The 24,161-nt window shown below is 31.2% G+C and carries 22 protein-coding genes; 4 read left to right on the top strand and 18 right to left on the bottom strand.

The window, feature by feature from the left end:
* Nucleotides 1-48: 48 nt before the first annotated feature.
* A complete protein-coding gene (locus tag ACNMOQ_RS08605) occupies nucleotides 49-981 on the bottom strand; it encodes an LCP family protein (protein WP_416349687.1) in 933 nt (310 codons plus the stop codon).
* Between the two features lie 25 nt (nucleotides 982-1,006).
* On the bottom strand, nucleotides 1,007-2,185 hold the full coding sequence (locus tag ACNMOQ_RS08610) for an FtsW/RodA/SpoVE family cell cycle protein (protein ID WP_416349688.1): 1,179 nt from the start codon (nucleotides 2,183-2,185) through the stop codon (nucleotides 1,007-1,009).
* A 275-nt stretch (nucleotides 2,186-2,460) separates the two neighbouring features.
* On the opposite strand from ACNMOQ_RS08610, the gene ACNMOQ_RS08615 reads away from it, so the two are divergent.
* Nucleotides 2,461-3,174: a c-type cytochrome gene (locus tag ACNMOQ_RS08615; protein ID WP_416349689.1), complete on the top strand. Its 714-nt coding sequence runs from the start codon at nucleotides 2,461-2,463 to the stop codon at nucleotides 3,172-3,174.
* 260 nt (nucleotides 3,175-3,434) lie between these two features.
* On the opposite strand, the gene ACNMOQ_RS08620 is transcribed toward ACNMOQ_RS08615, so the two are convergent.
* The gene (locus ACNMOQ_RS08620; RefSeq protein WP_416349690.1) at nucleotides 3,435-5,636 is read right to left on the bottom strand and encodes a CDP-glycerol glycerophosphotransferase family protein; all 2,202 of its coding nucleotides are present in this window, start codon (nucleotides 5,634-5,636) and stop codon (nucleotides 3,435-3,437) included.
* A 319-nt stretch (nucleotides 5,637-5,955) separates the two neighbouring features.
* Between ACNMOQ_RS08620 and ACNMOQ_RS08625 the strand changes: the two genes are divergently transcribed.
* The 3 genes from ACNMOQ_RS08625 (at nucleotide 5,956) to ACNMOQ_RS08635 (ending at nucleotide 7,883) form a co-directional block, all read left to right on the top strand.
* Nucleotides 5,956-6,372 (top strand): YolD-like family protein, encoded by a 417-nt coding sequence (locus ACNMOQ_RS08625; RefSeq protein ID WP_416349691.1) that lies wholly within the window; start codon nucleotides 5,956-5,958, stop codon nucleotides 6,370-6,372.
* A 46-nt stretch (nucleotides 6,373-6,418) separates the two neighbouring features.
* Entirely contained in the window at nucleotides 6,419-7,153 is a 735-nt protein-coding gene (locus ACNMOQ_RS08630; RefSeq protein ID WP_416349692.1) for a hypothetical protein, read from the top strand.
* A 106-nt stretch (nucleotides 7,154-7,259) separates the two neighbouring features.
* Nucleotides 7,260-7,883, top strand: coding sequence for a hypothetical protein (locus tag ACNMOQ_RS08635; RefSeq protein WP_416349693.1), 624 nt, complete (start codon nucleotides 7,260-7,262; stop codon nucleotides 7,881-7,883).
* Nucleotides 7,884-7,949: 66 nt separating this feature from the next.
* On the opposite strand, the gene ACNMOQ_RS08640 is transcribed toward ACNMOQ_RS08635, so the two are convergent.
* The 15 genes from ACNMOQ_RS08640 to ACNMOQ_RS08710 all read right to left on the bottom strand — a co-directional run bounded on the left by ACNMOQ_RS08640 (nucleotide 7,950) and on the right by ACNMOQ_RS08710 (nucleotide 24,146).
* Nucleotides 7,950-8,486 carry a GNAT family N-acetyltransferase gene (locus tag ACNMOQ_RS08640; protein WP_416349694.1) on the bottom strand — a complete coding sequence of 179 codons (537 nt, stop codon included), beginning with the start codon at nucleotides 8,484-8,486 and terminating at the stop codon, nucleotides 7,950-7,952.
* 77 nt (nucleotides 8,487-8,563) lie between these two features.
* Entirely contained in the window at nucleotides 8,564-9,187 is a 624-nt protein-coding gene (locus ACNMOQ_RS08645; RefSeq protein ID WP_282861752.1) for a hypothetical protein, read from the bottom strand.
* Nucleotides 9,180-9,686 (bottom strand): Panacea domain-containing protein, encoded by a 507-nt coding sequence (locus tag ACNMOQ_RS08650; RefSeq protein WP_282861753.1) that lies wholly within the window; start codon nucleotides 9,684-9,686, stop codon nucleotides 9,180-9,182. The genes ACNMOQ_RS08645 and ACNMOQ_RS08650 overlap by 8 nt, the downstream gene beginning before the upstream one ends.
* 372 nt (nucleotides 9,687-10,058) lie before the next feature.
* Nucleotides 10,059-11,411 (bottom strand): N-acetylmuramoyl-L-alanine amidase, encoded by a 1,353-nt coding sequence (locus tag ACNMOQ_RS08655; protein ID WP_416349695.1) that lies wholly within the window; start codon nucleotides 11,409-11,411, stop codon nucleotides 10,059-10,061.
* A gap of 50 nt (nucleotides 11,412-11,461) precedes the next feature.
* A complete protein-coding gene (locus ACNMOQ_RS08660; protein ID WP_416349696.1) occupies nucleotides 11,462-11,770 on the bottom strand; it encodes a phage holin in 309 nt (102 codons plus the stop codon).
* On the bottom strand, nucleotides 11,771-12,214 hold the full coding sequence (locus ACNMOQ_RS08665) for a hypothetical protein (protein ID WP_416349697.1): 444 nt from the start codon (nucleotides 12,212-12,214) through the stop codon (nucleotides 11,771-11,773).
* 10 nt (nucleotides 12,215-12,224) lie between these two features.
* Nucleotides 12,225-12,548 (bottom strand): hypothetical protein, encoded by a 324-nt coding sequence (locus ACNMOQ_RS08670; protein WP_016998727.1) that lies wholly within the window; start codon nucleotides 12,546-12,548, stop codon nucleotides 12,225-12,227.
* A gap of 68 nt (nucleotides 12,549-12,616) precedes the next feature.
* Entirely contained in the window at nucleotides 12,617-12,841 is a 225-nt protein-coding gene (locus tag ACNMOQ_RS08675; protein ID WP_416349698.1) for an XkdX family protein, read from the bottom strand.
* On the bottom strand, nucleotides 12,828-13,199 hold the full coding sequence (locus tag ACNMOQ_RS08680; protein ID WP_416349699.1) for a hypothetical protein: 372 nt from the start codon (nucleotides 13,197-13,199) through the stop codon (nucleotides 12,828-12,830). Before ACNMOQ_RS08680 ends, ACNMOQ_RS08675 begins: the two co-directional genes overlap by 14 nt.
* Nucleotides 13,199-14,839, bottom strand: a complete 1,641-nt coding sequence (locus ACNMOQ_RS08685; protein ID WP_416349700.1) for a phage baseplate upper protein — start codon at nucleotides 14,837-14,839, stop codon at nucleotides 13,199-13,201. The genes ACNMOQ_RS08680 and ACNMOQ_RS08685 overlap by 1 nt, the downstream gene beginning before the upstream one ends.
* An 11-nt stretch (nucleotides 14,840-14,850) precedes the next feature.
* Nucleotides 14,851-16,560 (bottom strand): phosphodiester glycosidase family protein, encoded by a 1,710-nt coding sequence (locus tag ACNMOQ_RS08690; RefSeq protein ID WP_416349701.1) that lies wholly within the window; start codon nucleotides 16,558-16,560, stop codon nucleotides 14,851-14,853.
* Between the two features lie 12 nt (nucleotides 16,561-16,572).
* Complete coding sequence (locus tag ACNMOQ_RS08695; RefSeq protein WP_416349702.1) at nucleotides 16,573-17,100, bottom strand: hypothetical protein; 528 nt, start codon at nucleotides 17,098-17,100, stop codon at nucleotides 16,573-16,575.
* The gene (locus ACNMOQ_RS08700) at nucleotides 17,093-18,673 is read right to left on the bottom strand and encodes a prophage endopeptidase tail family protein (protein ID WP_416349703.1); all 1,581 of its coding nucleotides are present in this window, start codon (nucleotides 18,671-18,673) and stop codon (nucleotides 17,093-17,095) included. Before ACNMOQ_RS08700 ends, ACNMOQ_RS08695 begins: the two co-directional genes overlap by 8 nt.
* Before the next feature lie 10 nt (nucleotides 18,674-18,683).
* On the bottom strand, nucleotides 18,684-19,526 hold the full coding sequence (locus tag ACNMOQ_RS08705; RefSeq protein WP_239706208.1) for a phage tail domain-containing protein: 843 nt from the start codon (nucleotides 19,524-19,526) through the stop codon (nucleotides 18,684-18,686).
* Nucleotides 19,527-24,146, bottom strand: coding sequence for a tape measure protein (locus ACNMOQ_RS08710; protein ID WP_416349704.1), 4,620 nt, complete (start codon nucleotides 24,144-24,146; stop codon nucleotides 19,527-19,529). It lies immediately after the preceding gene.
* Between the last annotated feature and the right edge of the window lie 15 nt (nucleotides 24,147-24,161).

The raw sequence follows: 24,161 nt of genomic DNA on the forward strand, positions 1-24,161 counted from the left end.
GCTATAACTGCCTTTTTAAAATTTTAAAAACACTTTATACAAATACCATTATGTATCTATTTGTAAATTGGTTTTATATTCTTCTATTATAGTTTTCTTAGATTGCTCGTCAGGTTCAAAATACCATATACCATCATCTTCTATTTGATTCATTCCATCTAATGACAATTTATCAATATGATTTGCACCTTTTTTATAGCTTTCATATAAATTTTTAAAATCTCCTGCCGAATAATTCGACTTAACATTTTTTTCGCTTGCTTTTAAAATTTTATTTAATGTTATAACATTTTTACTTTTCGTCACTTTTTGTGACACAGCTTCAATAACTTGTCTTTGCCTCGCTGTTCTACCTTCATCTCCACCAGCACCCTCTTGTTTCCTACTTCTAACATAATCAAGTGCTTGTTTGCCGTTAAGATTAGTTTTCTTTCCTTCTTTAAATGTTGACCCATTAAAAGAAAATGAAGCATTGCTTGTAACTTCTATACCATCAATAATATCTATAATTTCTTCGAACCCATCCATATCAATTGTTATATAACCATCTATTGGTATGTCAAAATTATTCTTGATTGTATCTATTGCTGTCTTAGCGCCTCCATATGCATAGGCATGTGCTATTTTTTCGTTTCTATCTATATCATTAATATAAACGTTTGTATCTCTAGGTAATGTTAAAAGCTTTGTAGTTTCTTCTTTAGGATTAACTGATGCAATCAACATCGAATCAGTTCTTTGCCCTATATTTTCTTCGTCTCTTTTTTCATCAGTATCAACACCAAAAATTGCAATTGATAAAGGTTTTTTATTTTTAATTTTATCTACGGATTCTTTTTGTTCTTCTTTAGTGCCTATCCTTTCTTGAACATTAACATTGAATTGGTTCAGTCTTGATTTTACATAAATCGTTATTGTTGATCCTATAACCAAGATGATAAACAATGCTATGACAATTTTACCTTTTCTTGTTAATTTCATGTTTTCGCTCCCTATTTATCAGTTTCTATATCTTTTCCATATTTATCTTTTTAGTAGTAGCGAGTAATAGCCCGAAAGCAACACTGATACTTAAAAGAGAAGAACCTCCATAACTTAATAAAGGAAGTGTAACACCTGTTAAAGGTATTATTCCTGATATTCCAGCTAAATTAATGAATACTTGTAAAAATAAATAACTAACTACACCTATACAAATTATTTTGTAGTAATTATTTTTAGTCGTATTAGCGTATATAATCCCTTTAAATGTTATATACATATATAATGCTATAACTGCGATAACCCCTATTAAACCTGCTTCTTCAGCTAAAACTGAAAATATAAAATCTGTGTGTGGTTCAGGTAAATAACCTAATTTCATAATGCCGTTCCCCATACCTTGACCAGTAACGCCGCCATTACCAATTGCTAATAAAGAATTAGATAGTTGATAACCTTCACCATTTTCATATTTAAATGGTTCCATGATTACTTTAATTCGATTCAATCTGTATGTATTTTTTGTATCAAATATTAATGTGTAAATTAAATAGATTACAAATGGCAGTGAAATCGAACCGAATAATTGAACTTTCACAATATTTTTTATATCTGAATACATTAAAATAAACAATATAATACCAATATTTAATATTGTGCCGCCTAAATCACCTTGAACTAAGATTAAAACTAAACCAAAACCTAGCATAAACAATGGGGGTAATAAAGTTTTAATGTTATATATCCTTGCTTGGGACATTTTTTTATCGATTATGTATGAAAGATATATGATAGAGGCTAACTTTAGAAATTCTGAAGATTGTATGCTGAAAAAACCTAAATTAAGCCAATTTTTAGAACCATTAATTTCACTTCCTAAAATCAAGGTAATAATAAGTAAAATGATGACACCGATAATAATAAATTGTTGAAATGCTTTCGCTTTTAAAGCATCAATGTCCACAAAATAAGCAATAAATAGAACAATTAAAGTACCTACAAATAAAAATATAGATTGCCTGACCATAAAATGATTACTATTAATTATATTTCCATTTGTTAATGAACCCATTCGTGCAGGAACCATACTTGCGCTGTAAATAAATATAATTCCTATAATCCCCAATATTAAATAACAAAATAAAATACTTTTATCCACATTTTTATTTATTTTATTATAATTTTTAAATCTAATTTTATACACCCCACATTCTCAAACAATCGTAACTTTTTTTATTATGTTAGTCAAACATATTTTAGGATAACCTAAATATCATTATTGTTTTATTCAACAAATATATATTGAAATAAATAATGGAATTAAATAAAATTATTTCAAAATGCAAAAATACAATTTAGTTAAATTATTGCATGTTCTAACGACGAAAAAAATCAGAAAAAGAAAGTTCAGTAAAATCAGTTCGGACGACTGACCCTAACACTGAAAAAGGTAAGTTATTACGTAAAGATAAAGAATTAATGATTTATACCAACTCTAAAATGCCTGAGCATGTTGGAAACAAATTAGCTTGTACGAGTTGTCATGCTCAAGGAGGAAATGGAAATGCTCTTTCTCTAGAAGGTGTCTCTAAAAAATACCCACAATACAGAGATCGTGAAGGTAGAGATGTTTCACTTAAAGAGCGAATTAATGGATGTTTTGCTAGGAGTATGAATGGAAAACCTATCAAAGAAAATAGTGAGGAAATGAAAGCAATGGTAGCTTATTTAGATTTTATTAGTGAAGACGTTAAAAAATCTGAAGCACCAGAGATAGAACAAGCAAAAAATATACCTGAACCAAATGTTGATAAAGGGAAAAAGGCATTCGATAGAAATAATTGTTTATCTTGTCATGGCAATGGTTCATCGAGTGCCCCATTTACTGAACCATCGTTATGGGGACCAGACTCATTTAATACTGGTGCAGGTATGAGTAGATTTTCAAAAATGTATGACTTCATTTACCATAATATGCCTTTTGGTGAAGAAGGAACGTTGAGCAAACAAGAAGCTTCAGACATAACTGCTTATATATTGACGCAAGATAGACCAAAGTTTGTAAATAAATCAAAAGAAAAATTTTATCCAAAAGGTGGAGAACCTGACGATAAAATTTCTGAAAAAGAAAGGGAACAAATATTAAATCATGATTATGATTGGCAGGAATTAGAAGAAGTAAGTTCTAAATAATTGATTTAACCCCTCTAGCTTATTTTAAAGTTAGAGGAGTTAATTGGTGCTATATATAACTTCTACATCATCATTTGCGGATTACTCAACTAATTTTATAACTTATTGCCAGTGTCTATAGAATGTTGTAGATACTGGCTTTTTTCATGATATTAATTCTAAAAATTTCATACCTTTGTGTTGTTGTTTATAAAATATGCCCTTTATTTTCCCTCTTAATAAATATTTTTTTGTAACATTTCGTTTGACCCATTAATAAATCATAGAACTCTTTCTTTTTTCAATTCATTAATAACTCGCTCTGTATTTTTATTATCATCAAATTCATTAATTTTTAAATATTTTTCTTTTATATCACTAGCCACTTTATAATTGTTATTTATTGCTTTATTTACATATTCTATTAACTCTTTTTCACTATATGCGATATCCCCTGGTGCATTTTTGTCATTAACTGGTGGTATCGCTTTATAATTTTCTATTAAATAATCTTTTTCTTTCCAATAGAAAATAGGATAAGCTCCTCTATAAATAGCATCATAAATAATAGAAGAATAATCTGTAATGAATATTTTAGATTCTTTCAAAGCTTCAGAAGGATTAGTATTTATTATGTGCTTATATTTCTTTAAATTTTGTTTAATATAATCAGCAAACTTATTATGTGGAACAATTAAAAGTTTATCTAAAAGACCAGCTTTTTCAAAAGTCTCAATTACTTCAATCAAAGATTTATAATAAGAGGTTTTTTCAATTTCATTATTAATAACATAAGCTTCTTCCCAATATCTCCATGTTGGCATAAAAGCGATTTTACTGGCCTCTTTATTCAAGTTTGCTTGATCTAGCTTTGGTAAACCTGTTTTCATTAAATCATTTTTGTCGTAGCCCATTTTATAAAATTCTTGTGCTTCCAAATCAGAACTTATGACACTCTTTTTCAAATTATTTGTTTGATTCTCTTTATGAAAACCTAAAGCCATAGGGTTATCCACTGGTTTGGCAAACATTATTCCGTGTTGCAAGAAGTATAAAGGTGTTTTAGTTATTTTATTGGCTAATAAATTATCGTATACTCTGATAGCCAAAACATGATTACTTAACTCGCTTGAAATAAAATTGTCTGCTATGAATAAATATAAATAATGTTTGAAAGAGTAACGTCTTACAAGATCGTTTTTATATTTATCCTTAAGTCTATTAAACCCTTCAAATTTAGAATCAATTATAAATTTATTTACTGATTTAATTTCTTTATCTTTTTTTACACTTTCAAAAACGGCGAAACCTGACTCAGAGGCGTTAGAGGTATTTTTTTCGAAATATAGGTTTACATTTACATTTTTGAAAAGATTAATAACTTTAGCTGTTTTGTTGGCGATCTTTATCTTTAATTTATTTAAATTATTATATATAGGTAGTTTCGGAGTAGCTGTAATAACTAAATTATTAACTAAGCTTATTCTAGATACATAAGCATTCTTTTTATAAACTTTAACACCTTCTACCTTATTAATAATTTCTAAATGATTAAATATGTTTAAAGAATGAATAATAGTATTACCATGTGCGAAATACAAATTATTATGTAACTCTTTAAGTTTACCTAAATTATCGTTTGTAATAGTAAACTTAAAATCTTTTAAACTAAGCCATTCTATTTTTGCCATTAAAAGTCCGTCATTAGTTACAACATTATCTATCTTAACATCGCTACGATATTTATAATAAATCGTTCCCGAATACTCTATGCCTCTTCTAGTTGCTTTTGATGATATAAATGTTGAATTAAATAATAAGTTTGCTCTTGTATCATATTCTATTTTAACTATCTGATTTTTAATATGAGATAGTACAAAAACTCGATTATTGATTTTTATGATTATTGGTTTGAAATTTTTGACGTTATTCTTTAATGTTATTTCCTGGATTTTATTCTTTAACAAATTATTAATTTTAATTATTTGATTAGATTCATCATTTAATTTAAAAGTATTATTTGATTTCATTAATATTTTAAATTGTTCTGTTGAATCAATAACTTTTATACAAGATGTTTTGAAAGAAAACTGAGTAGTTGCTAATGTATATTCTAAAAATGAAACAATATTTTCATATGTGAATTTTAAATATATATATTTTTGTGTGTTTTCCGTTCTTTCTAAAGTATCTATTATATTATGGCCTGTTAAAAATATTTCGTTTCCAATAACATGTTCATTACCTACTTGATCTGTAATTTTGTATGAATATTTGTTTTTTTCTATTTCATATCCTTCATAAATTTTTTCGTACTTAATATCAATACTTCTATTAGTATTACCATTTATATAAGGGGTTACGTAAATTTCATTATTTTTAATATGTATATAATAGTTTAAATTATTATGTTTTATAATGGATAATATACCATTAGGAACTGCTTCATTAACTCTGCATAATAAATATTCATTTTCATTCAATAAATTTTTAGATATGTATATATTGTTATTAGAACCAAAAAGATTCAACCTTATATAATCATTTGTTTGTTTAGAAATATTACATAATTCATTAAATATTTTTACTATTTTCAATATTATAACCTTCTTCGCAATTAATTTTGTAAAATTGATCCTTTATTTAATATAGTAACATTTAATTGAATTTTTATAACTAAAATCATTAAAATTTATGTATTTTTATATAATATGGTAGAATCGAACAATTCATAAATGGAAACGTTGATCTTTTCTTTACAAAATAGAACGTTTGTTCGTATAATGTTTATGAGGTGATTATATGAAAGTCATTAACCATGATATACCAGAACCATATAAATACGAAACAGATTATAGAAAGATACCAAGAGAATATCTTAACCCACGTATACCACATGGACGTGGAATGATTAAATGGGCGCCATTTGCGACTATGCCACAACAATATGAAGAAATTAATCAACACATACGTGATCAAGATAAGATTGAGAAACCAGAATTAAGCGAATCTGCCATAGCGGACTTAAACAATGTATTATTAGAAAAGATGTTTTATAACCCAGTTTCTACTATTAAATACTGGCATAATGGATATATTAAAGATTTGAAGTGTGAAATACACAAATTTGATAAGATGATGAACTCATTGCAGGTTATTAATTATGAAGATAAAGGCATTATGTACTTAGATATGGATTGTATTCTGGAGATAGAGTAAGATGATAATAAAAGTGAAATATTAAGAAAGAATAAGGTGGTAAGAATTGAATCATTTTAAAGAACACAAGCTATTAATAATCATTATTAGTAGTCTAGTCTTATTATATTTTTTTAGAAATCAAATTGAATACTTTTTATATCCATATCCTAGGTTAACAACAATATTAGGTATGATTTTAACTATTCTCATAGCTTATCTTGGGTTTTATAATCAAACAAAAAAAGAGAATAAAAAAAGTGAAAAAGTGTATCTAAATATACGAAAAAAATTAGCTCAGACTTACTTTGAAGAAAAAGACAAGTTTTCTAACCACAAATTAATTTTTCTATTGTACTCTATTGAAGCTATTAATAAAAATAAACAAGAAATTACTGAGCCGCTAAAGAGGGACAACATAAAATATATTAGTGAGAATCACCCCAATCTTTATACCAGTATTCAAATATTTTTAGATTGTATTGAGAAATATGAAATAAATAATCACTTAAATAACACTATAAAAGAAGTGAATCAGCATACAACATCTTCTGATAGCATCTATTTAAAAGATAAAGAACAAATAAAAATAAATAATTTTATATACGATATCAAGAGGTTTCAATTATTAATCTTAAACCACCCTAATCATCTATCTTTTACTAAACCAGATGATTTATTCAGAGAATATCATTTACTTTTTTCAATTATCACTATTATTTCAGAATCTGAAAATGCAGAAAAATTATTGAAAAATATTATAGTTTTTTACTCTAATAATACTGAATCTGTAGATTTATAGTTTTAGACGCAAAAAAATACCACCCAGTGACATGTTTGGGTGTTTTATATAATATTAAGACAAGAAGAAACTCGTTTCACTCGTTTTAAAAAAGGAGCATTAAATAATGGGAAACTCACTTCAAATAATTACACCATTTATAAATTTTCTAATTTTTCTAGGTGGTCTAAGCTCTGGTATTGCGGTAATTTACATAATAATAAAACTAGGTTTATATCTCTTTATTCAAAAAACAACTAAATTACCAATAATAGTACGTACAACCACTAAAGATGTATTTCATGAAATAGAAAATACTAAAAAAGAAAAATTAGAAGAAAAATACGGCCTAGAATCTCAATTAATACCAGAAATAAAAGACTTAAAAAATAAAATTGTAGCCGAAATCACTTTAGATAAAAACCCGAATTATGTATGTATATTAGGCTCTAGAGATTGTGAATTAGAAATCATAAAATATTTAGATAAGGAATCAAATAATATAACTCCTATAAATTTTGTTGAACTAAAAGATATAGGCCATATATATAATAAAAACGAAAAAATAACATTACTTAAAAACCAATTTGTACTTTTTTATACAACAGAAACAAATCCAATTGAATCCAAAAAAGTACAAATAAAAACTAAAGGACATAAAGAAACAATAGAATTAACACCAAATCTAAGAATAGGTCATAAAAACGTTATTGTTTCAAAAAACACAATTTCTAGTTTTATAGCTAAATAATATATTTTTTATTCCAATTGCTTTATTGACGTTGAGAATTATAAATAACCCACCGTAATGGTGGGTTTAGTCTTTATATTCAGCTTTCAATATCCCCATGTATATATCTGTATGATATTGATTATTTATTAAAGCACCTTTTCTATCTCGACCTTCTTCAATAAAGCCAGATTTTTTATAAGACTTAATAGCACGTTCGTTATAGTCCAATACTCTTAAATAAATTTTATTTAAATTTAATGTAGTAAAACCATATTTTAATATTGATTTTGTGACATCAGTACCAATACTTTTATCCCAATAATTTGGATTAAATATGCCGATAGCAAATCTCGCTTTATTATCTTCTTTTTCAACTTTTAAATTAACTTGTCCAATAAAATTACCGTCATAATCAATTACCCATTCTAAAGGGTTACTTTTTATTTCTTTAATCATTAATTCAGCTTTTTCTCTAGATTTTTCAGTTCGATAATCTAGTGTTGATCCATACATTGTTAAAAGTTCTTCATCAAATGGGACCCTTAAGTAATCATCAATATCACTTAATTTCGCATCTCTTAATAATATATTTTCTGTAACTCTAATTGATACTTTTTCCAAAATAATCACCTTCTTAATTTTAAATAAATTTTAACTATCCCATTAAAAAAAACACCCACCAATTAAGGTGGGTTTAGTTATGTTATATAAATAGTATTACTTGATTTTTTATTTTGAAAATATTTACTAATACAGTGTTTCTTACTATTAACAGTTTCGTTAAATGTTTCAATCTTCATCTGTTCTTTAGTTTTACCATTATGTTTACTGGGTAATACTAAATGTTGAGGATCCATGCAAATTATTTTTATATTTTCATCTTCTAAATCATAAAACCAATAAACTCTAAGTGCATCTTGTGTTTCAAGTGGGCCACGTATATCACTTTTTACTAAGTAGTTTTCCTTAATAATTTCTCTAGTTTCACCTTCTAAGTATAATGTAAAAATAGATAGCATCCTACTATCATATTCCAGTGAGGTTACTCTATCTTTAATTAACGTTAAGTCATCCGAAAACTTTTGTATAATATTAATTTTATTTTGTTGTTTATGATCAGAAATAAAATTTGTGAATTTTAAATTAGAATTAGTAATAGAAGATTTTACACTTTCATTAAAGAAAATGATTTCTTTTTCTTTTCTTTTACTCAAATCAAAATCAATTTTGTTAGAGTTAAATTCATCTCTATTCGGTATGAATTCTTTATTTTCTATAACTACTTGTTTTCTTTTATTAAATCCTGAATTAAATCTAGGCATTTACTACCTCAATATATTCACTTATAATAGCATCGTTATCCATTTCACCTTGTGTTCTTATTTTTTCCTGCCACTCTTTATCTTCGTGAGTTCTCTCTACTAAACCAAAGTCGCTCACTTTATATGTGCTACGTATAATTTCTCTTAAATATTCAGTAATTTCTTTCTTCATAGTTTCATCAGTACCATTGAAGTCGTCGATATTAAATACCATATCATTATAAACATTATTATGTTTATTGTTTGTATATACTTCTCTTATAACTGGACCATATTGCCATGCCTCAAATTTACCTTCAAATAAATATTTTGGTAAGTTAAACTTATCGTCAGTTGTAAATTCAAATTCTTTACTGTTACTCATATTACCATATGAAGCGCCATAATATGCATATAGGAAATACAAAGTTTTTTGTAATCTAAGTGGTGAAATATCTTGTATTTCTTCTTTCATTAATCCAATAATATTGTCAATTGTAGTTAAATAATTATTAGTCATAACATTTCCCCTCCTTAATAACATACCTTATTTACTAAGATATACTACCAAATGCAACAAATAGTTACCTATAGTTACATCCATCTTTAATATATTATACCATTTTGGTCAAAAAGTTAATATTAAATAGAAATAAATTAATAAAATCTACTAATTAGTTTGGTACTTTACACAAAATAAAACAAGCACCCCACTATTATGTGAGGTGCCAAAAGGTAATGATATAAAACGAAAAATGTATTAATACACACTTCTTTTATACCACTAAAAATATTTATAAACCAAACAACCCTACCTAGTTCCCGCTAAGTAGGGTTTCATAATATAGTATGTTACATATGGCGAGTGAGTGATTTATTTCTTCCACTTAATCTAGCCCCAATATTTCTCTTTCTTAATCTTTTCTTCTTTATCCTTTATTTCACAAACTGCACAATAGAAATAACCAGCACCTGGATTAGTTGGATATTTGAAACGTACCCACCAGTATCCATCTTTCTTAGTTACAGAAATAAAGTCTACCCATTGACCTGCTTGAATCCAGTCAGATTTTGGTACTTGTTTACCTTTTAATCCAGGGTTCTTACGTACTTTAATCAATGTATTTGCTGTAAATCGCCCTGGCCATTTCCAAGTAATCTTTTTCTTCTTCCCTGCTGCTGAACCACCGATAGGCTTACCATGAATACCTTCTGCAAGTTTTTTAGTGAAATGTTGTAGATTATTTTTAATATAATTCATATCTTTCTTACTCGTAATAAAGCCCATTTCTATTAGTCGATAGTTAATATTCTCACTATAAGCTACGTTAGCATTGAGTAAATCATTTCGTGTTGTAATACCTCTGATTGTCCCTACTGTTTCTTCTAATGCTTTCTGTAAACCTTTATCAATACTATCAGCTGCATAAGCATTTTTAATCACATGACCACCACTAGCACTAGGACTTGCACTGTCTAAGTGAAATTCAATGACGCCATCAGGTTTAAGTTTGTTCTTAACCCAATATAGACCATATTTCTTTTTATCGCCTCTATTATAACCGTAAGCCGTATCTTGATACATATCTTGTTTCTTATCATATAACGTAACTGTGTGACCTGCTTGTCTTAAATACTTTGCTACATTATCAATGATATTTTTTCTAATGAAATCACGTTCATTCGTACCATTACCTGTAGCACCAGGGTCATTATAACCATGACCTGCAACAAGAACAAATTTCTTCTTAGTTTTTGGTTTAGTGTTTGGTTTAACAACACTTGTCACTTTATCTTTAACTGTAGATTTAGCTTTGTAATGTGGTCTAATGAAATACATAGGGAAATCATACGTATGATTAATATATTGTGCCACTTCTGTTTTATTTTTTCCACCGCCCCACCAGTTCTGATCTAGCGAAACAAAAGTATTAATATTTGCAGATTGAACAATAGCTACATGCCCTGCACCTTCTCCCCAGTTACCATTCCAAACAACAATATCGCCTTTTTGTGGTAAAAATGAAGGTGTATTCTCATAAACTGTTGCTAATCCATTAAAGTTATTTTTGAATGGTATATCTTTAGCATATAACCCGTATAATTGACCACCCGTTAAATAGTTCCAATAAAAGTTAACCAAATCAAAACATTGCCAACCATAAGCATTATCAAAGTCCCAACCTTTACCGACTAACTTATTCATATAAGCATGGGCTTGTGCTTTTGTTTTTGTAACTGCCATTTAATTCACCTCATTAAAAAAAGACAACCCATAAAAGGTTGCCTAAATTTTTATTTATTTTTTAATCCGTCAACTGGTTCTTCTGTCACGGGTGCGTAGCCTGATGCCTTAGCCATTTTCTTTTCGGCTTTATATTTATCTTTCTTCTCATCTGCCCATTTAGCCTCTTTAGTCACAGGGTTGTTTTTCCACCACGCCCATAAACTTGCTACACCCATAAACGCCATAGAAATAAATTGATAAAGCGCATCTTCATCTACTGGTATAGGGTTAAAGCCACTTAAAGCTAACCCCTGGTTAATTAAAGCTAACATTAATACAATAATTCTTGTGAGTGTTCCTGCGTCTACATTCTTCATTTATATTTCCTCCTTCTCGTATTCATGAATAGAACCTTTTGAGTTAATTTCTTTCTTATACTTTTCTGTTTTGTCTTGTTCGTGCTTATTGCTTATCTTGAAAACTTCTTGGAAACTCTTAAACCCAACTAATGCAAAAATGGCCAATCCTATATTTGGATATGTGAATAAATATGTCACTGAAATTAATGTGAAGAAAATACCACTTATGCCATTTACAAACATTGATAAACCATGATATTTAAAGAACATGGACAGTATATATAGTCCTGTAATAATCAAAGCGAAGATACACCAGCCAATTTGACTGGGTATCACTTTTAATAAAGACTTATATAATTCAGATTGTTCTCTATAAAACAGTTCTTCAGCGAAAAATAATGTTAGTGCGAAGTAAGGTGCATAAAGAATATTAATCTGTTCTATAGTCGCTAGTTTTCTCATTTTTAATCACCTACCATATGCCTAACTGCTTGAGTACGAAACCTACTATAATGGTTATAGCAGTCCCTATACTCCCAGAAAGGATTGTATTTTTTACCGTTTTACGGGTGTCTTTTTGAGCATCTAACAAACCATTTAATTTATCGTCAATCGTTTCAACATCATCGATTAAGTCATGGACTAGCCATTTTAATCCCTTTTCATCTTCTGAAATGACAGTATCCAATTTCAATAACTCTTTTCTCGCATCACTTAAATTCTTTTTTAAATCTTTAATGACAAGCCGTAATTTAGTTGGGTCTTTCAAATCTTCGTTGCTCATGTCATCAATCAATCTGACACCCACTCTCTATAAGTTATTTATATATAAAAAGACGCCTACCTAAGTAAGCGCCTTGTGATTTATTCTGCCTCGATTGTTGCTTGATATGAATGTGCGTGAACGTTTATGTTTGTTGGTTCGTCCACTGCTTGTGGGAATGGGTTCCCTGTGATTTCTCTGTATTGTTCTTTGGTTAAACATTCAAGTTCAACAAATGTATAAATATCTAGATCAGTATAAGCATTGTTGTCGTATAGATATTGAATAGTAGAAAAAGGTGGGAATATATCGTTACTCGTTACCATCTTTATCACTCTCTTTCTTTTTATTTTGTTTAGCTAGTGCCATATAACTATCAGCAATTTGTTGGTTTTGTGCTTTGATTAACTTCTCTTGGTCTTTAATCAGACTAGATTGTTTAGCAATAGTCATATTAGCTTGCGCAATCATAACAAGTGTTGGGTCTGGTGAAGTTGGTGGTTCTACAGGTTCCTCTGGTTCGGGGATATAGCCATTTCCCCCACTCCATGTTTCTGTTTCTGGGTCAAACTGAATAGGTTGATATAGTCCGTCAGTAGGTGGTATTAATGTACTGTTTTCTGGTATATCATAATCACTCCATACATCAATAGGTGTGCCATCGTATAAGTAAACGGTAAGCATTATTGACCACCTCCGATATCGTCAATTATCCATGATACTTCTCCAACAATATAATGACCTGGTAACCATTTATCACGGTCATTTAAATTATTATAAAATTTAAGTGTGCCATCTATATCAACTAATAGTACAGCTGGGTTCATATTTACAGGCGTTCTCACATAAAAATTTTGTATTTTAGGTGACATATCAGACGGTATTTGACCTAAGACCATGCCAGACTCAAGATTATTCACGTTCACTCTTAAATGCGCAATCTTAACACCGTTAACCGTTCTGACACGTCTTTGACAACGTAATGCGTTCGGATTATCCGTATCTCTCTTAGTCGCCCCGTTCATTGTATTCCAATCTATCCAGCCTGTGTCATTGAATAAGGCGTTGTATTCTTCTTCGTTCTGTACTTTTTTCCAACCTCTAAAATCACCGTTTGTATGCTCAGTAGCACGGTATTCATCATTGAGATAACTAGGTATCAACTTGTATTGTTTTCTGCCACTGTTACCCTCATATACTTCGATTTCAGCAATGTAAGAACCACCGTTAGGGTCTTGTGGTGCGTCTACAGAAGTAGCATCTGATGGAATAGTACATTCGTAATAGCCAGGTGGTAAATCTAACACACTATTATAGCCACTCGATTCTGAACCTAGTGTACCGAGCCATTGACGAGTGTTGTCTTTTGTTAGTTCTTTCCAACCCCTTATATCTCCATTAGTATGGATAGTATTTATAAAAGTCCTATTTTGATAACTATGTGTTGCAAGTATAAATTTCCTTCCATTTTTACCAAAAACAATAACATTATAAATACCTGTATCATTCAGTGGTGCGTTAGTACATTCCCATATTTCGTAAAAGCCAGTTTCTAAAGTTAAAATATCAATATTAGATTTTGTTTTTCTATTTCCATCATCATTAGTTAACTTGTACTTCTGCCAATTACTCGTATCATATTGATTTAATTGTTCAATATCAGCTTTGATTTGATTACCTTTGTCATCTAATTCAGTTATTGTGTTTTCTTTCAAGTCAGTTATCTCTTGTGTGGATGTACCAACTAAGGTTGTGATTTCTTCTATTGCTTGCGTTGTTCTATCATTCAACGCTTTCATACCACTAGATTTAGTTGCTTCCATTTGAGATACATAATCTTCACCATTAGCTAATGCTTCGTTAATCTCATTAATAGTGGTCATTATGTTTTCTCTGAACTCTTGGAACGTTCTAATCTCGTTGAGTTTATCAACTGCTGGTATTGTGTTAATTAAACTATCAGCAATTTTAAAACTAAACTCTACTTCTGTGACAATATCCTCTTTGCCATGTACTGCGATATACAGTTGACCATTTACTTTACCAGTTAAGCCTAAGAATTCATTTGGTATTGTATACTTCAAACGCCCGTTCATAGGGTCAGTTGGTTCAACGTTATCTACAATGTAATTCTTGCCATTCTTTAATATTAAGAATACATCAGCGTTTTCTGAACTCACTAATAAAGGACTACCGTTTCTAGTTATATTGAAAACTAAGTCGGCAGTCCCTATATCGGTATTATAAAATTGTATGTTCGTATCTAATCTATTTTGTATATGTGCTGTTGTTTCTAACTGTATACGACCTTCTTTGTTATACATTTAATCCCTCCTTATACATCTACCCAACTAGACCAAGCGCCTTGTGCATATGTTCTGCGCTTCATTCTTACATTCTGCGAACGTGCAAACGGTACTGCGAATTGAAAGGCTGTTGTATCATCATCTTTTAATGAATAAGTGATGTTATATTGCGTTACAACACAACTACTTGCGTTTGGATATGGTGAGCCTTTAGCACTTCTTTGTGCATAATATGTGCCACCTAATTCAATGTTATTTAGGTCTGTAACAAGTGGTGGCGCAGAATAGTTAACTGCAAGTGCTTTACCCATGAACTGCATAAAGTCTGGTAACACTCTGAACCATGTTCTCCCTGTATCATAGTCAAACATTCTAAAGCCTTCTGTACCCATGTAAAACTTTTTCTTCGGATTGCCTTCTTCATCAAACGACAAGTAACCTGTATATTTGTCATAACCTGTTATTCCAAACTCTTTACCACTTGTACGTCTAAAGCTGTATAACATACCTCTTACTTCTTGCACCATATCTCTTACTTCGCCAATATCTTGATAAGCATTTTGCATATCTTGGTCACGTAATTGTACGGTATCACGACCTATATATAAGAAGTCTAATACTTTACGTTCTTCAGTTTTACGCACGTCCATTGATTTGTTTAACTTATGTGAACGTACAACAGATGATGCACTACCACCACCGTCCAGGTTGTAAGCAAATTGAATGTCATAATGATCGAGTAATGTTTCAGCTACTTCGGTTAATGTCATGCCTTTTTCTATCATGTCATCTGCGTTGTTTTCTCGTCCGTCACAACTAAAGAATATTAGGTCTTTGTTTGGTAATTGTGCAATCGCTTGCCTTGGATGACTTAATATTGTGCTTGGACTGTAGTCATTATCTTTTGCTATGATTTTACCGTCTGAAATGATAGGGCCAAAGCCACTTATTGTATTGTTATAGCCTTGATTGCGTATCTCACTAGCTTGTACATCAGGTGGGAATGATGTTAATGAATTATCATCGCCAATCGCTAGCGTCCATCTGCTATTGATTTCGTCATATTCATCACCTTTAATACTATCTAATATTTGACCGTTATAGATTTGTTGTCCGTGTAATTTTTGTTGTGATCCACTACCTGTACTAGCGTTACTGACAAATGTTGCTTTCGTCTTTCTTGCCCATTGAGATGGTGTGATATGCTCTGGTTTATTAGGGTCATTGCCGTTAATACCACGTCTTAATTTAATTATATTACCATTACTATCTAAGTGTGGAATATGTGTAATATAATATGTTGTATCAAACTTGCGACCTTTGAAATGTGATACTTCATTATAATAAGCACCACTGTTCATTTTATTTTCTAACACATCAGCCGTTTCTTTTGCTGCGTCTGCTATGTCACCTATACGGTTAAAATCTTCATTTAATCTATCTTGTGCAAGGTCATGTAACTGTCCTTTAGTATCAACACGCATGTCTTTTACTTCGGCAGTAGCATTGCCATTTGCACCAATGATTTGTGACTTTACTTGATTACGTAATGATTTTAATTCTTTCTCAACGGTAGAATTACCGTGTTTGATTTCACTTGATTTTTTATCTTGCTGATATTCTCTTGCTATTTTATATAGGGTTTCTCTGTCTTTTTGTGACATTCTAGCATTTTCTATCACATTACCCCTAAACTGGTCATTTACTTTTCTAGGGAAATTATCTTTATATCGTTCCATTTAAACCCTCCTTTATTCTGTCCACTCGAATTGTGCATATATCCAGTTGTTGTTATTACTACCAGACTGGTTAGAACTATCTATATAAACGTTAACTGCACCACTTGACCTAATCTCAACCATAATAGGTTGTCTGCCAGTACCAGAACGTGAGTAAAATGTTTGAGTGTATTTCATAAACCCACTTGGTAATTGTGCAACCTGTTGACCGTTAGCAAAGTTACGGATATTGACACGTATCATTTTTTGAGTGACATATCTTTGTCCCGTTTTAGCATTACCATACACATAATGAATTTGACGTATACCACACTTAAAACCGTCATCTGAATAAATTTCGTTTTTTCCACTTGTGCCAACTTCATAATCTAACCAACCCGTATCTTGAATATGGTCAGCTTGGAATGATGCTAAGTTGTCGGCTACTGTTAACAAGTTTTGATAGTATTCCTCAAACCCATCTAATCCATCAACATGCGCTCGTGTATAAAATTGTTCGCCATTATCCGATGCCATTTTGATTTCTATATTTTTACTCATCTACTGTTACCACTCCTGTCGATACCCAACTAACGCCACTTGATACGTTAACCGTTGTACTCGTACCATACTTTAAGGCGTTCTTAACATTTTTAATGTTACGATTAATCAGTTGTTGTATTTGAATAATGTCTTTAGGTGCATTGCTGAAATCTATTTCAACTGGTTCATTCATAAGTGGATGACTTTCCGTTAACTTCACAACTTTTAGATCAGTATCAAAGCCTAACGCTTGATGTTTTAAATAAACAATAGAATTTTCTTTTATCATGTCATTTTCTATATAATGTTTATCTTCTTCGCTACCTAAGTAGTTTGTTGATACTTCGATAACTGGTTCATCAACCAATTGCTCACGTAACAATTCTTCTAGTTCTGCTTTACTACCAACGTTGTCATCAAACACAGTGGGTGCTTTCATGTGACCGAATACATCGTAATTATTAGATTTAACTGACGCATAATAGTGGTAAATATCCTTACCTTTCAACACAGCTGTCACATTAAGTATGTTTGATTTTTCAGTACCGACATATCCTGTTGGTTTGTTATCTTTATAATTCACAGTTGAATCTTTACCTTTGAATACACCTCTAAATGTGTGTTTGCCTTTGGATAAGTTTTTAGCAATGACTAATGGTTCAGTGACCGTTCTTCTACTCCAAGCACTCATCGTTTCATAGAACTCACCATCTAAATAGAAGTCCCATACGCCACCTTTTTCACCTTTTTTAAAGTTGAACATTAAAGTTTCATTGCCCCAACGACAGTCGACTTGTACCTCAAATGACGCGCCAACTGTTTCTGTTCGCCATGTACCTGTTTTAATAAAGTTGCCTTTAAACGTAAGTGCTGGTGTCTTGATAGGGTTGTAGTTCTTTGTTTCTTTAGCAGTTTTCTTCTTACCATAACCCTCAATAAATGTTTTCATTTCTGTTGTACTTACAGACGCTTGTACATCATCTGTATTGTATTTATATCGAATAACTTCATTAGAATGTTCATAAAATGTTGCCTCGTCATATATATAAATAGTTTTGTTATCTGCAAAGTAGATATAACCAAATAACTCTGCACCTTCTACCAAATATTCTAAACCGTTTTTATCTCCTAGTTCATCAATCACAACACGTTTATTAAAGTTGCCTTTAATTACATATTTAAAGCCTAATGGGTTACCTCTGAATCCAAAGTCCAAATACTGCTCTAATGTGTAACTAGGTTTGATTTCTTCTGTGTCATCACTGTTCATTTCTTCGTTTTCTAAATCTTTATCTACATAATGGTTTTGAAACTCCATAAAAATATGCTTGCCAACTACTTCATTGACAAGCGTAATATTATCCGACTTAACGGATGTTGATTTAATAATATAGTTTTGACCTTTCCACTGTAGAATAGCCTCGTTTTGTAACATGTTGAACACATCAGCGTTCATATTTGTTTTATAAGCAGTGAATGATATTTGGCGCTCGTTATTCTTCTCATACTCATATTTAAATGAACTGTAATCAAAGTCGATGAGTATTTCAGCCATTGTACGCTTACGGTCTAATACGATTAAGTTTTCCAAATATCATCACCTACCTATACACAAAATTGAATGTGAATTTGATTTCCTTGACTTCTACACCATCGCCTAATACTTCAAAATCGTTATACCCTTCGGCAAGCGTTATATATTCATGGTTGGTGTCTATACCACAATGTTGTTTATTCTTGAATGGATATACACCATTTAATACCAATGTGTCAGTATCACGTACCTTTTTCTTGTATAAGAATTTATCGCCTGTTGTCTTGTTGTGTAGCGTAAAGCCATTAGGTGCGTTTATGTTCATTGTTATAATTAGTTGGTGTCTATGAATAGGATTTACTTTAAACGAAGAACCGTTATAAATTTGAAAATATCTTTTATGATGTTTATATTTTATATTTGGATCAGTTATCAATCCATTACCGAATTGCCAATGATCACTATTTAAAGAAAATTCATCTGTTGTCACTAAGGATTCAGAACATCCTTTAAATACTGTAAAAGTTATTTCGATATCACTAAATCTAATAGCAAAAGGCGATGGATTCACTTTAGGAGTTGGTAACACTGCAAATTTCAATCCTGGCATCTTACTGAAAATTAAGTAATATGGTTTGTCTTTTTGAATTTTTTGTTCTAACTCGAAACAAAATAACTCTAGATCTATACTATCTAATCCGGTATATCTAAACTTTAATGTTAATTCAAATGGTCCGAACGTTGTAACAGAAGGTAACGCACCATCTATAGCATTAAATTCTTTGTATTCTGTTTTTCCATTTACTTCAGGTTTATCAAACCCTAAAAAGTCAAAACGGTCATTCTCTAAGAGATTGACCGTTTCATTTTCCATCATTAATTTTACCCATTTATTGTTTTGACACGTCATTTATACACCACCTAAACCTAAGTTATAACCTACATTTCTTGCCATATTTCCTTGTTTGCTACTTACTGATTTTGTGATTTCTTTTCCATCTAAATATACATTTGAATCTTTGTTAGCGATTCTATTTGTGTCTCTGTTATTAACAGATTGTAGTTGATTACCAACACTGATTTGTTCAATGATTTCACGTAATAGTTCAGTGTCTTCATTAAATCCAAGCATGTCTCCAGTTTTATCGTATAATACTTTACTACGTGCTTTCATAGATGGATCATGACTAATAACTGATTCACTAAATCCACCTTCAGCAAGCCACGCCATTTGTGGAGAATTAACGATGCCACCGTTTGCGTAACCATGACCATGACCAATATAATCTAATATATTTGAGCCATAAGCATATTTAGACCAGTTCATACCAGCAACCAAGTTATGAAGTGGGTTCATGATGTCGTTCATTCCCTTACCTTTCATAGCTTGGAATGTAGTTGGTTTAACTTGCACAAGCCCAGTTGCACGACCGTGACTATATCCATCAGTACCACCGATAGCATTAGGATCTCCACCAGATTCAGTCATAATTTGTTTAGACCATGCATTAATATATGCTGCAGTAGTTGGTAAACCAGCTGCTTTTAGCGCTTTGACAATTGTTCCTTTAAAGTTTCCACCTTTTGTGTTTCCACCCATACCTTTTAGAACTTTCACTGGATCTAATGTATTAGTGTTTGTTAGATAAGGTGTAGGTCCTTTTTCAACTTGTGTGTGCAAGTGAGCACCTGTTGTAAAAGCACCACTATTACCAGTGACTGCTATGTCTTCTCCTTTTTTAACCATACCTTCTTTTAAAATCTTGCTTAAGTGAACAAAATACATTGCAATTTTACCTGCAGCAAGACGAAGAATATTACCCCCACCAACATCGTGTTGTTTTGTAGCTTTTCCACTCATTGGTGCTTGTATTTTCTCAAATATATGAGGTGTATCTATACCATAATGTCGTCCACCATTGATTGATAATGGATACCCAGGCAATGGTTTATCAGGGCTGTATCCATAAGTTACACCTTTACTTAAGATTCCTGTACCATCAATATCGCCACCACTTGTTTCATCAAACCACTTCGTGAATAGATTTTTAACACCATTAGTTAGCTTTTTGTACATCGAACCCATCATTTGTCCAGGTATAGCTTTAATAGCGCTAAAGTCAACACCCATCATATCCATAACTTTATTAACTAATTTTCCAGGGTTTTCAATATAATCAAAGACATCTCCAATTACTGAATCAAATTTATCTTTCACAGCCTTACCAGTATTTTTAACACCTTCTACGCCATCACTTACTTTTTTAACTTTATCTGGATTTTCCCCAGCTTTTTTACCTAAGAAAGCACCTGTTTTTTTCGCGATAGAACTGAATAAACCAGTACCATCAGCAAATCTCGGTAATCCATTCATACTTGCATATGTCTGTTGTCCATTATCTACAACTGTACCTTTAGGAAGATAGGCAAGTGTATCAGTATCTGGAGTGATTACAGTTTTACCATTAGGATAACGTATTGTTTCGTGTCTAAAACCATTAGGTCCATTACCTCGACCTTTATCTCCAACAACTGCCATAGTATCACTTGCAATAGCACCATTACGTGTACCCGTTGATAATTTTATAGGTTTAATCATTTCTTTTCCTAAACCTAATTTATCTCCAACAAGGTTTACACCTTTAATCATTAAATTAAGACCACCTATAGCATGTTTCTTAATTCCTTCTGCTAATTTCTTAGCATTATCAACGACACTATCTTTCATGCCTATTACCATATCTTTAATGCCACCGACAAATCCTTTAATACCATCTCTCATTCTTTTAAAGGTATCAACCACACTATTTTTCATGGTTGTAGCCATACTTACAGCTTTATCTTTTATGTTATTCCAAATATTTTTAGAAAATTCGAATGTGCGAGTTAAAATGTTTTTTATACTATTCCATAAACCTGTAAATCTATTCTTAACACCATTCCATAAATTCTGAACAATTGAAATCACTTTATTTTTTAAAGAGTTCCATAAATTCACTGAAAAGTTTCTTATTGTATTGAAAATATACTTTATACTGTTCCATAAACCGATGAACTTATTTTTAACACTTGTCCAAATTAACTGTGCAATATTCACTATTCTATTCTTTAAATTCGTCCATAAATTAACCAAGAATTTACGAACAGACGTAAATATAGTTTTAATAGAATTAAATAAAGCCATGAATTTAGCTCTGACATTACTCCATATAGCTTGTGCTAAATCTACAATTCTATTTTTTACATTAGTCCACAATTGAACTAAAAAATTGCGAACATTATTGAATATAGATCGTATACTTTTCAGTAAATTAGTAAACCTGTTTCTAACCCCAAGCCATATGTTTGTAGCCATTTTAACAACGAAGTTTTTAATCATTGTCCAAATCCATACTAAAAACTTATTCATACTTGTATAAATTATTTTTGTTATATTTAGTGTGTTGGTAAATGCCGTTCTTACACCATTAACTATGGCACTTAAACTTCTAGTGAACAATGATTTTATGAAATTCCATAGACCAACAAAAGCACCTTTAAATAAACCAATAAAGCCTCTAGCAACTCCGAGTATTTTACCGACAAAGTATAGTTGTATTAAATTCCATAATAATTGTACTGCCCCAACAAATACTTGTTTTATACCTTCCCACATTTTTTTGAAATCGCCAGTGAATAAACCACTAAATACTTTGATTAAGCCCATTATGACATTTAGAGCGCCTTTTATTACGCCTTTTATATTTTCCCATGTAGAAATGATCAGGAATTTTATAGCTGGCCATAACAGTTTCATGAGATTCCAAATCAAAGTCATAATTGGTTTTATAACGTTTCCCCAAATAAAATTAAAAACAGTACTAATAATTGAACCTACGTTCTTAACTGCTTCTGTTATTTGAGCACCATTTTCAGACCAAAACTGTTTTATTTCATTACCTATTACTGTTGCGAATTGTTTTATAGCTTCAACCATTTTAAAGAAGTTCGCTTTAACACTATCAACAAATATAGTTAAACCTTGAACAACATTTGGTGGTAATATTTTGCTTAGTGTTATAATGCCATCTTGTCCGTTTCCTTTGAATAGTTGGAAGAAACCTTTAATCACTTGCGCTAAAGTTCCAAATGCGTTTTTAACACCTTCAACTACTTTGTTAACAATATCTCTAAATGTTTCTGATTTCTTGTAAGCAACTACAAATGCAGTCCCTAAAGCAATAATTCCTAATGTGATCCAACCTACTGGACCTGTGATAAGTCCAAGTGCAGAACCTAATTTAGGAAATACTTTTGTAATACCAGCAATAGCACCTTCAGCACTTTTAGAAGCAGTACTAAACTTAGCGATAAACTGTAAAAACTTACCGAATGGACCAAAGACGGCGGCAATTACCCCTGTTAATCTACCAAGTATCTTTAGAATAGGACCAATTGCAACAAGTGTTAAAGCACTCCATTTCATAACACTATTAATAAGTTTCTGTGTATTTTTATCAAGACTGTTATACCAGCCTATAATACCTCTTATACCTTCAATAATTTTATCGAAAGCTCTGCCTAAAGATTCTCCCCATTTAGCTGCAGTGGATTCCATACCGTCTAATGAGTTCGTAAACTCTGCCATAAGTGGTTTCATTTTAGAGAAGAAACCTCCACCTTTTCCTCCAGCATCAAGAAATGAAGCACCTAGTCGACCGACTGCAGCCCACATGTTAGCAAAACCAGCAGTGAATGATTTTGCACCCATTTTCTTAGCTGCGCCACCAATATTTGTTTCAATAGCATTTAAGAACATCTCACTCGATATTTTTCCATCACTAGCCATATCAAATACAGCATCAGCAGTTACGTTTGCCTCTTTAGCTATCCATTGATAGATAGGTATACCACGTTCAGAAAGTTGTTGTAGTTCTCCATTATATGTTTTGTTCGAAGTTTGAACTTTGTTTATAATAGATCCCATTTCTCCCATACTTGTACCAGCAATAGCAGCAGCATCTCCTGTAAGACTTAAATATCTTGTTAATTCTTTACCTGGTTCAATACCTGCTGCAACTGCGCTAGATGCAGTCGTTGCTGCTTCACCTAATCCAAATGATGTACCTTTAACTGATTCTAAGGCGTTGTTCATAATGCCTTTTACATCTTTACCACTATGTCCTAAACCGTCTAGTTTAGCTTGAGCATTATCTATTTCGACTAATCTTCCAAAACCTTTACCAATCGTTATACTAGCTAAAGCACCACCAGCTATCATTGCTGGTTTCGTTATTTTCTTAGTTAGATTGTCGCCCATTTCAACAGATTTCTTAGATATCGTTTCAAGCGTACCACTAACTCTTTTAAAGCCTTCACCGGTTTTGAATACTCTGTTCATACCTCTAGACATATTTTTTTCCATTGATGTTGCAGCACGGTCTGACGCTTTCTCAATATCATTAAGCTTGTTTGCCATAGTAGTGAAAGCAGATTCCATACCACTAGCACTGGAGGTAAACTTTGCTTGCAACTCCTTAACAGTTGCCATAAGAACCCTCCCTTC

Origin of the sequence: Mammaliicoccus lentus, assembly GCF_947036595.1 — a bacterium.
Taxonomy (GTDB): domain Bacteria; phylum Bacillota; class Bacilli; order Staphylococcales; family Staphylococcaceae; genus Mammaliicoccus; species Mammaliicoccus lentus.

Bases quoted from the DNA above. Each gene is read 5' to 3' on its own strand.
- ACNMOQ_RS08605 (WP_416349687.1), bottom strand. From the start codon at position 981: ATGAAATTAACAAGAAAAGGTAAAATTGTCATAGCATTGTTTATCATC.
- ACNMOQ_RS08615 (WP_416349689.1), top strand. From the start codon at position 2,461: ATGATTTATACCAACTCTAAAATGCCTGAGCATGTTGGAAACAAATTA.
- ACNMOQ_RS08625 (WP_416349691.1), top strand. From the start codon at position 5,956: ATGAAAGTCATTAACCATGATATACCAGAACCATATAAATACGAAACA.
- ACNMOQ_RS08635 (WP_416349693.1), top strand. From the start codon at position 7,260: ATGGGAAACTCACTTCAAATAATTACACCATTTATAAATTTTCTAATT.
- ACNMOQ_RS08645 (WP_282861752.1), bottom strand. From the start codon at position 9,187: ATGCCTAGATTTAATTCAGGATTTAATAAAAGAAAACAAGTAGTTATA.
- ACNMOQ_RS08650 (WP_282861753.1), bottom strand. From the start codon at position 9,686: ATGACTAATAATTATTTAACTACAATTGACAATATTATTGGATTAATG.
- ACNMOQ_RS08655 (WP_416349695.1), bottom strand. From the start codon at position 11,411: ATGGCAGTTACAAAAACAAAAGCACAAGCCCATGCTTATATGAATAAG.
- ACNMOQ_RS08660 (WP_416349696.1), bottom strand. From the start codon at position 11,770: ATGAAGAATGTAGACGCAGGAACACTCACAAGAATTATTGTATTAATG.
- ACNMOQ_RS08665 (WP_416349697.1), bottom strand. From the start codon at position 12,214: ATGAGAAAACTAGCGACTATAGAACAGATTAATATTCTTTATGCACCT.
- ACNMOQ_RS08675 (WP_416349698.1), bottom strand. From the start codon at position 12,841: ATGGTAACGAGTAACGATATATTCCCACCTTTTTCTACTATTCAATAT.
- ACNMOQ_RS08680 (WP_416349699.1), bottom strand. From the start codon at position 13,199: ATGCTTACCGTTTACTTATACGATGGCACACCTATTGATGTATGGAGT.
- ACNMOQ_RS08685 (WP_416349700.1), bottom strand. From the start codon at position 14,839: ATGTATAACAAAGAAGGTCGTATACAGTTAGAAACAACAGCACATATA.
- ACNMOQ_RS08690 (WP_416349701.1), bottom strand. From the start codon at position 16,560: ATGGAACGATATAAAGATAATTTCCCTAGAAAAGTAAATGACCAGTTT.
- ACNMOQ_RS08695 (WP_416349702.1), bottom strand. From the start codon at position 17,100: ATGAGTAAAAATATAGAAATCAAAATGGCATCGGATAATGGCGAACAA.
- ACNMOQ_RS08705 (WP_239706208.1), bottom strand. From the start codon at position 19,526: ATGACGTGTCAAAACAATAAATGGGTAAAATTAATGATGGAAAATGAA.
- ACNMOQ_RS08710 (WP_416349704.1), bottom strand. From the start codon at position 24,146: ATGGCAACTGTTAAGGAGTTGCAAGCAAAGTTTACCTCCAGTGCTAGT.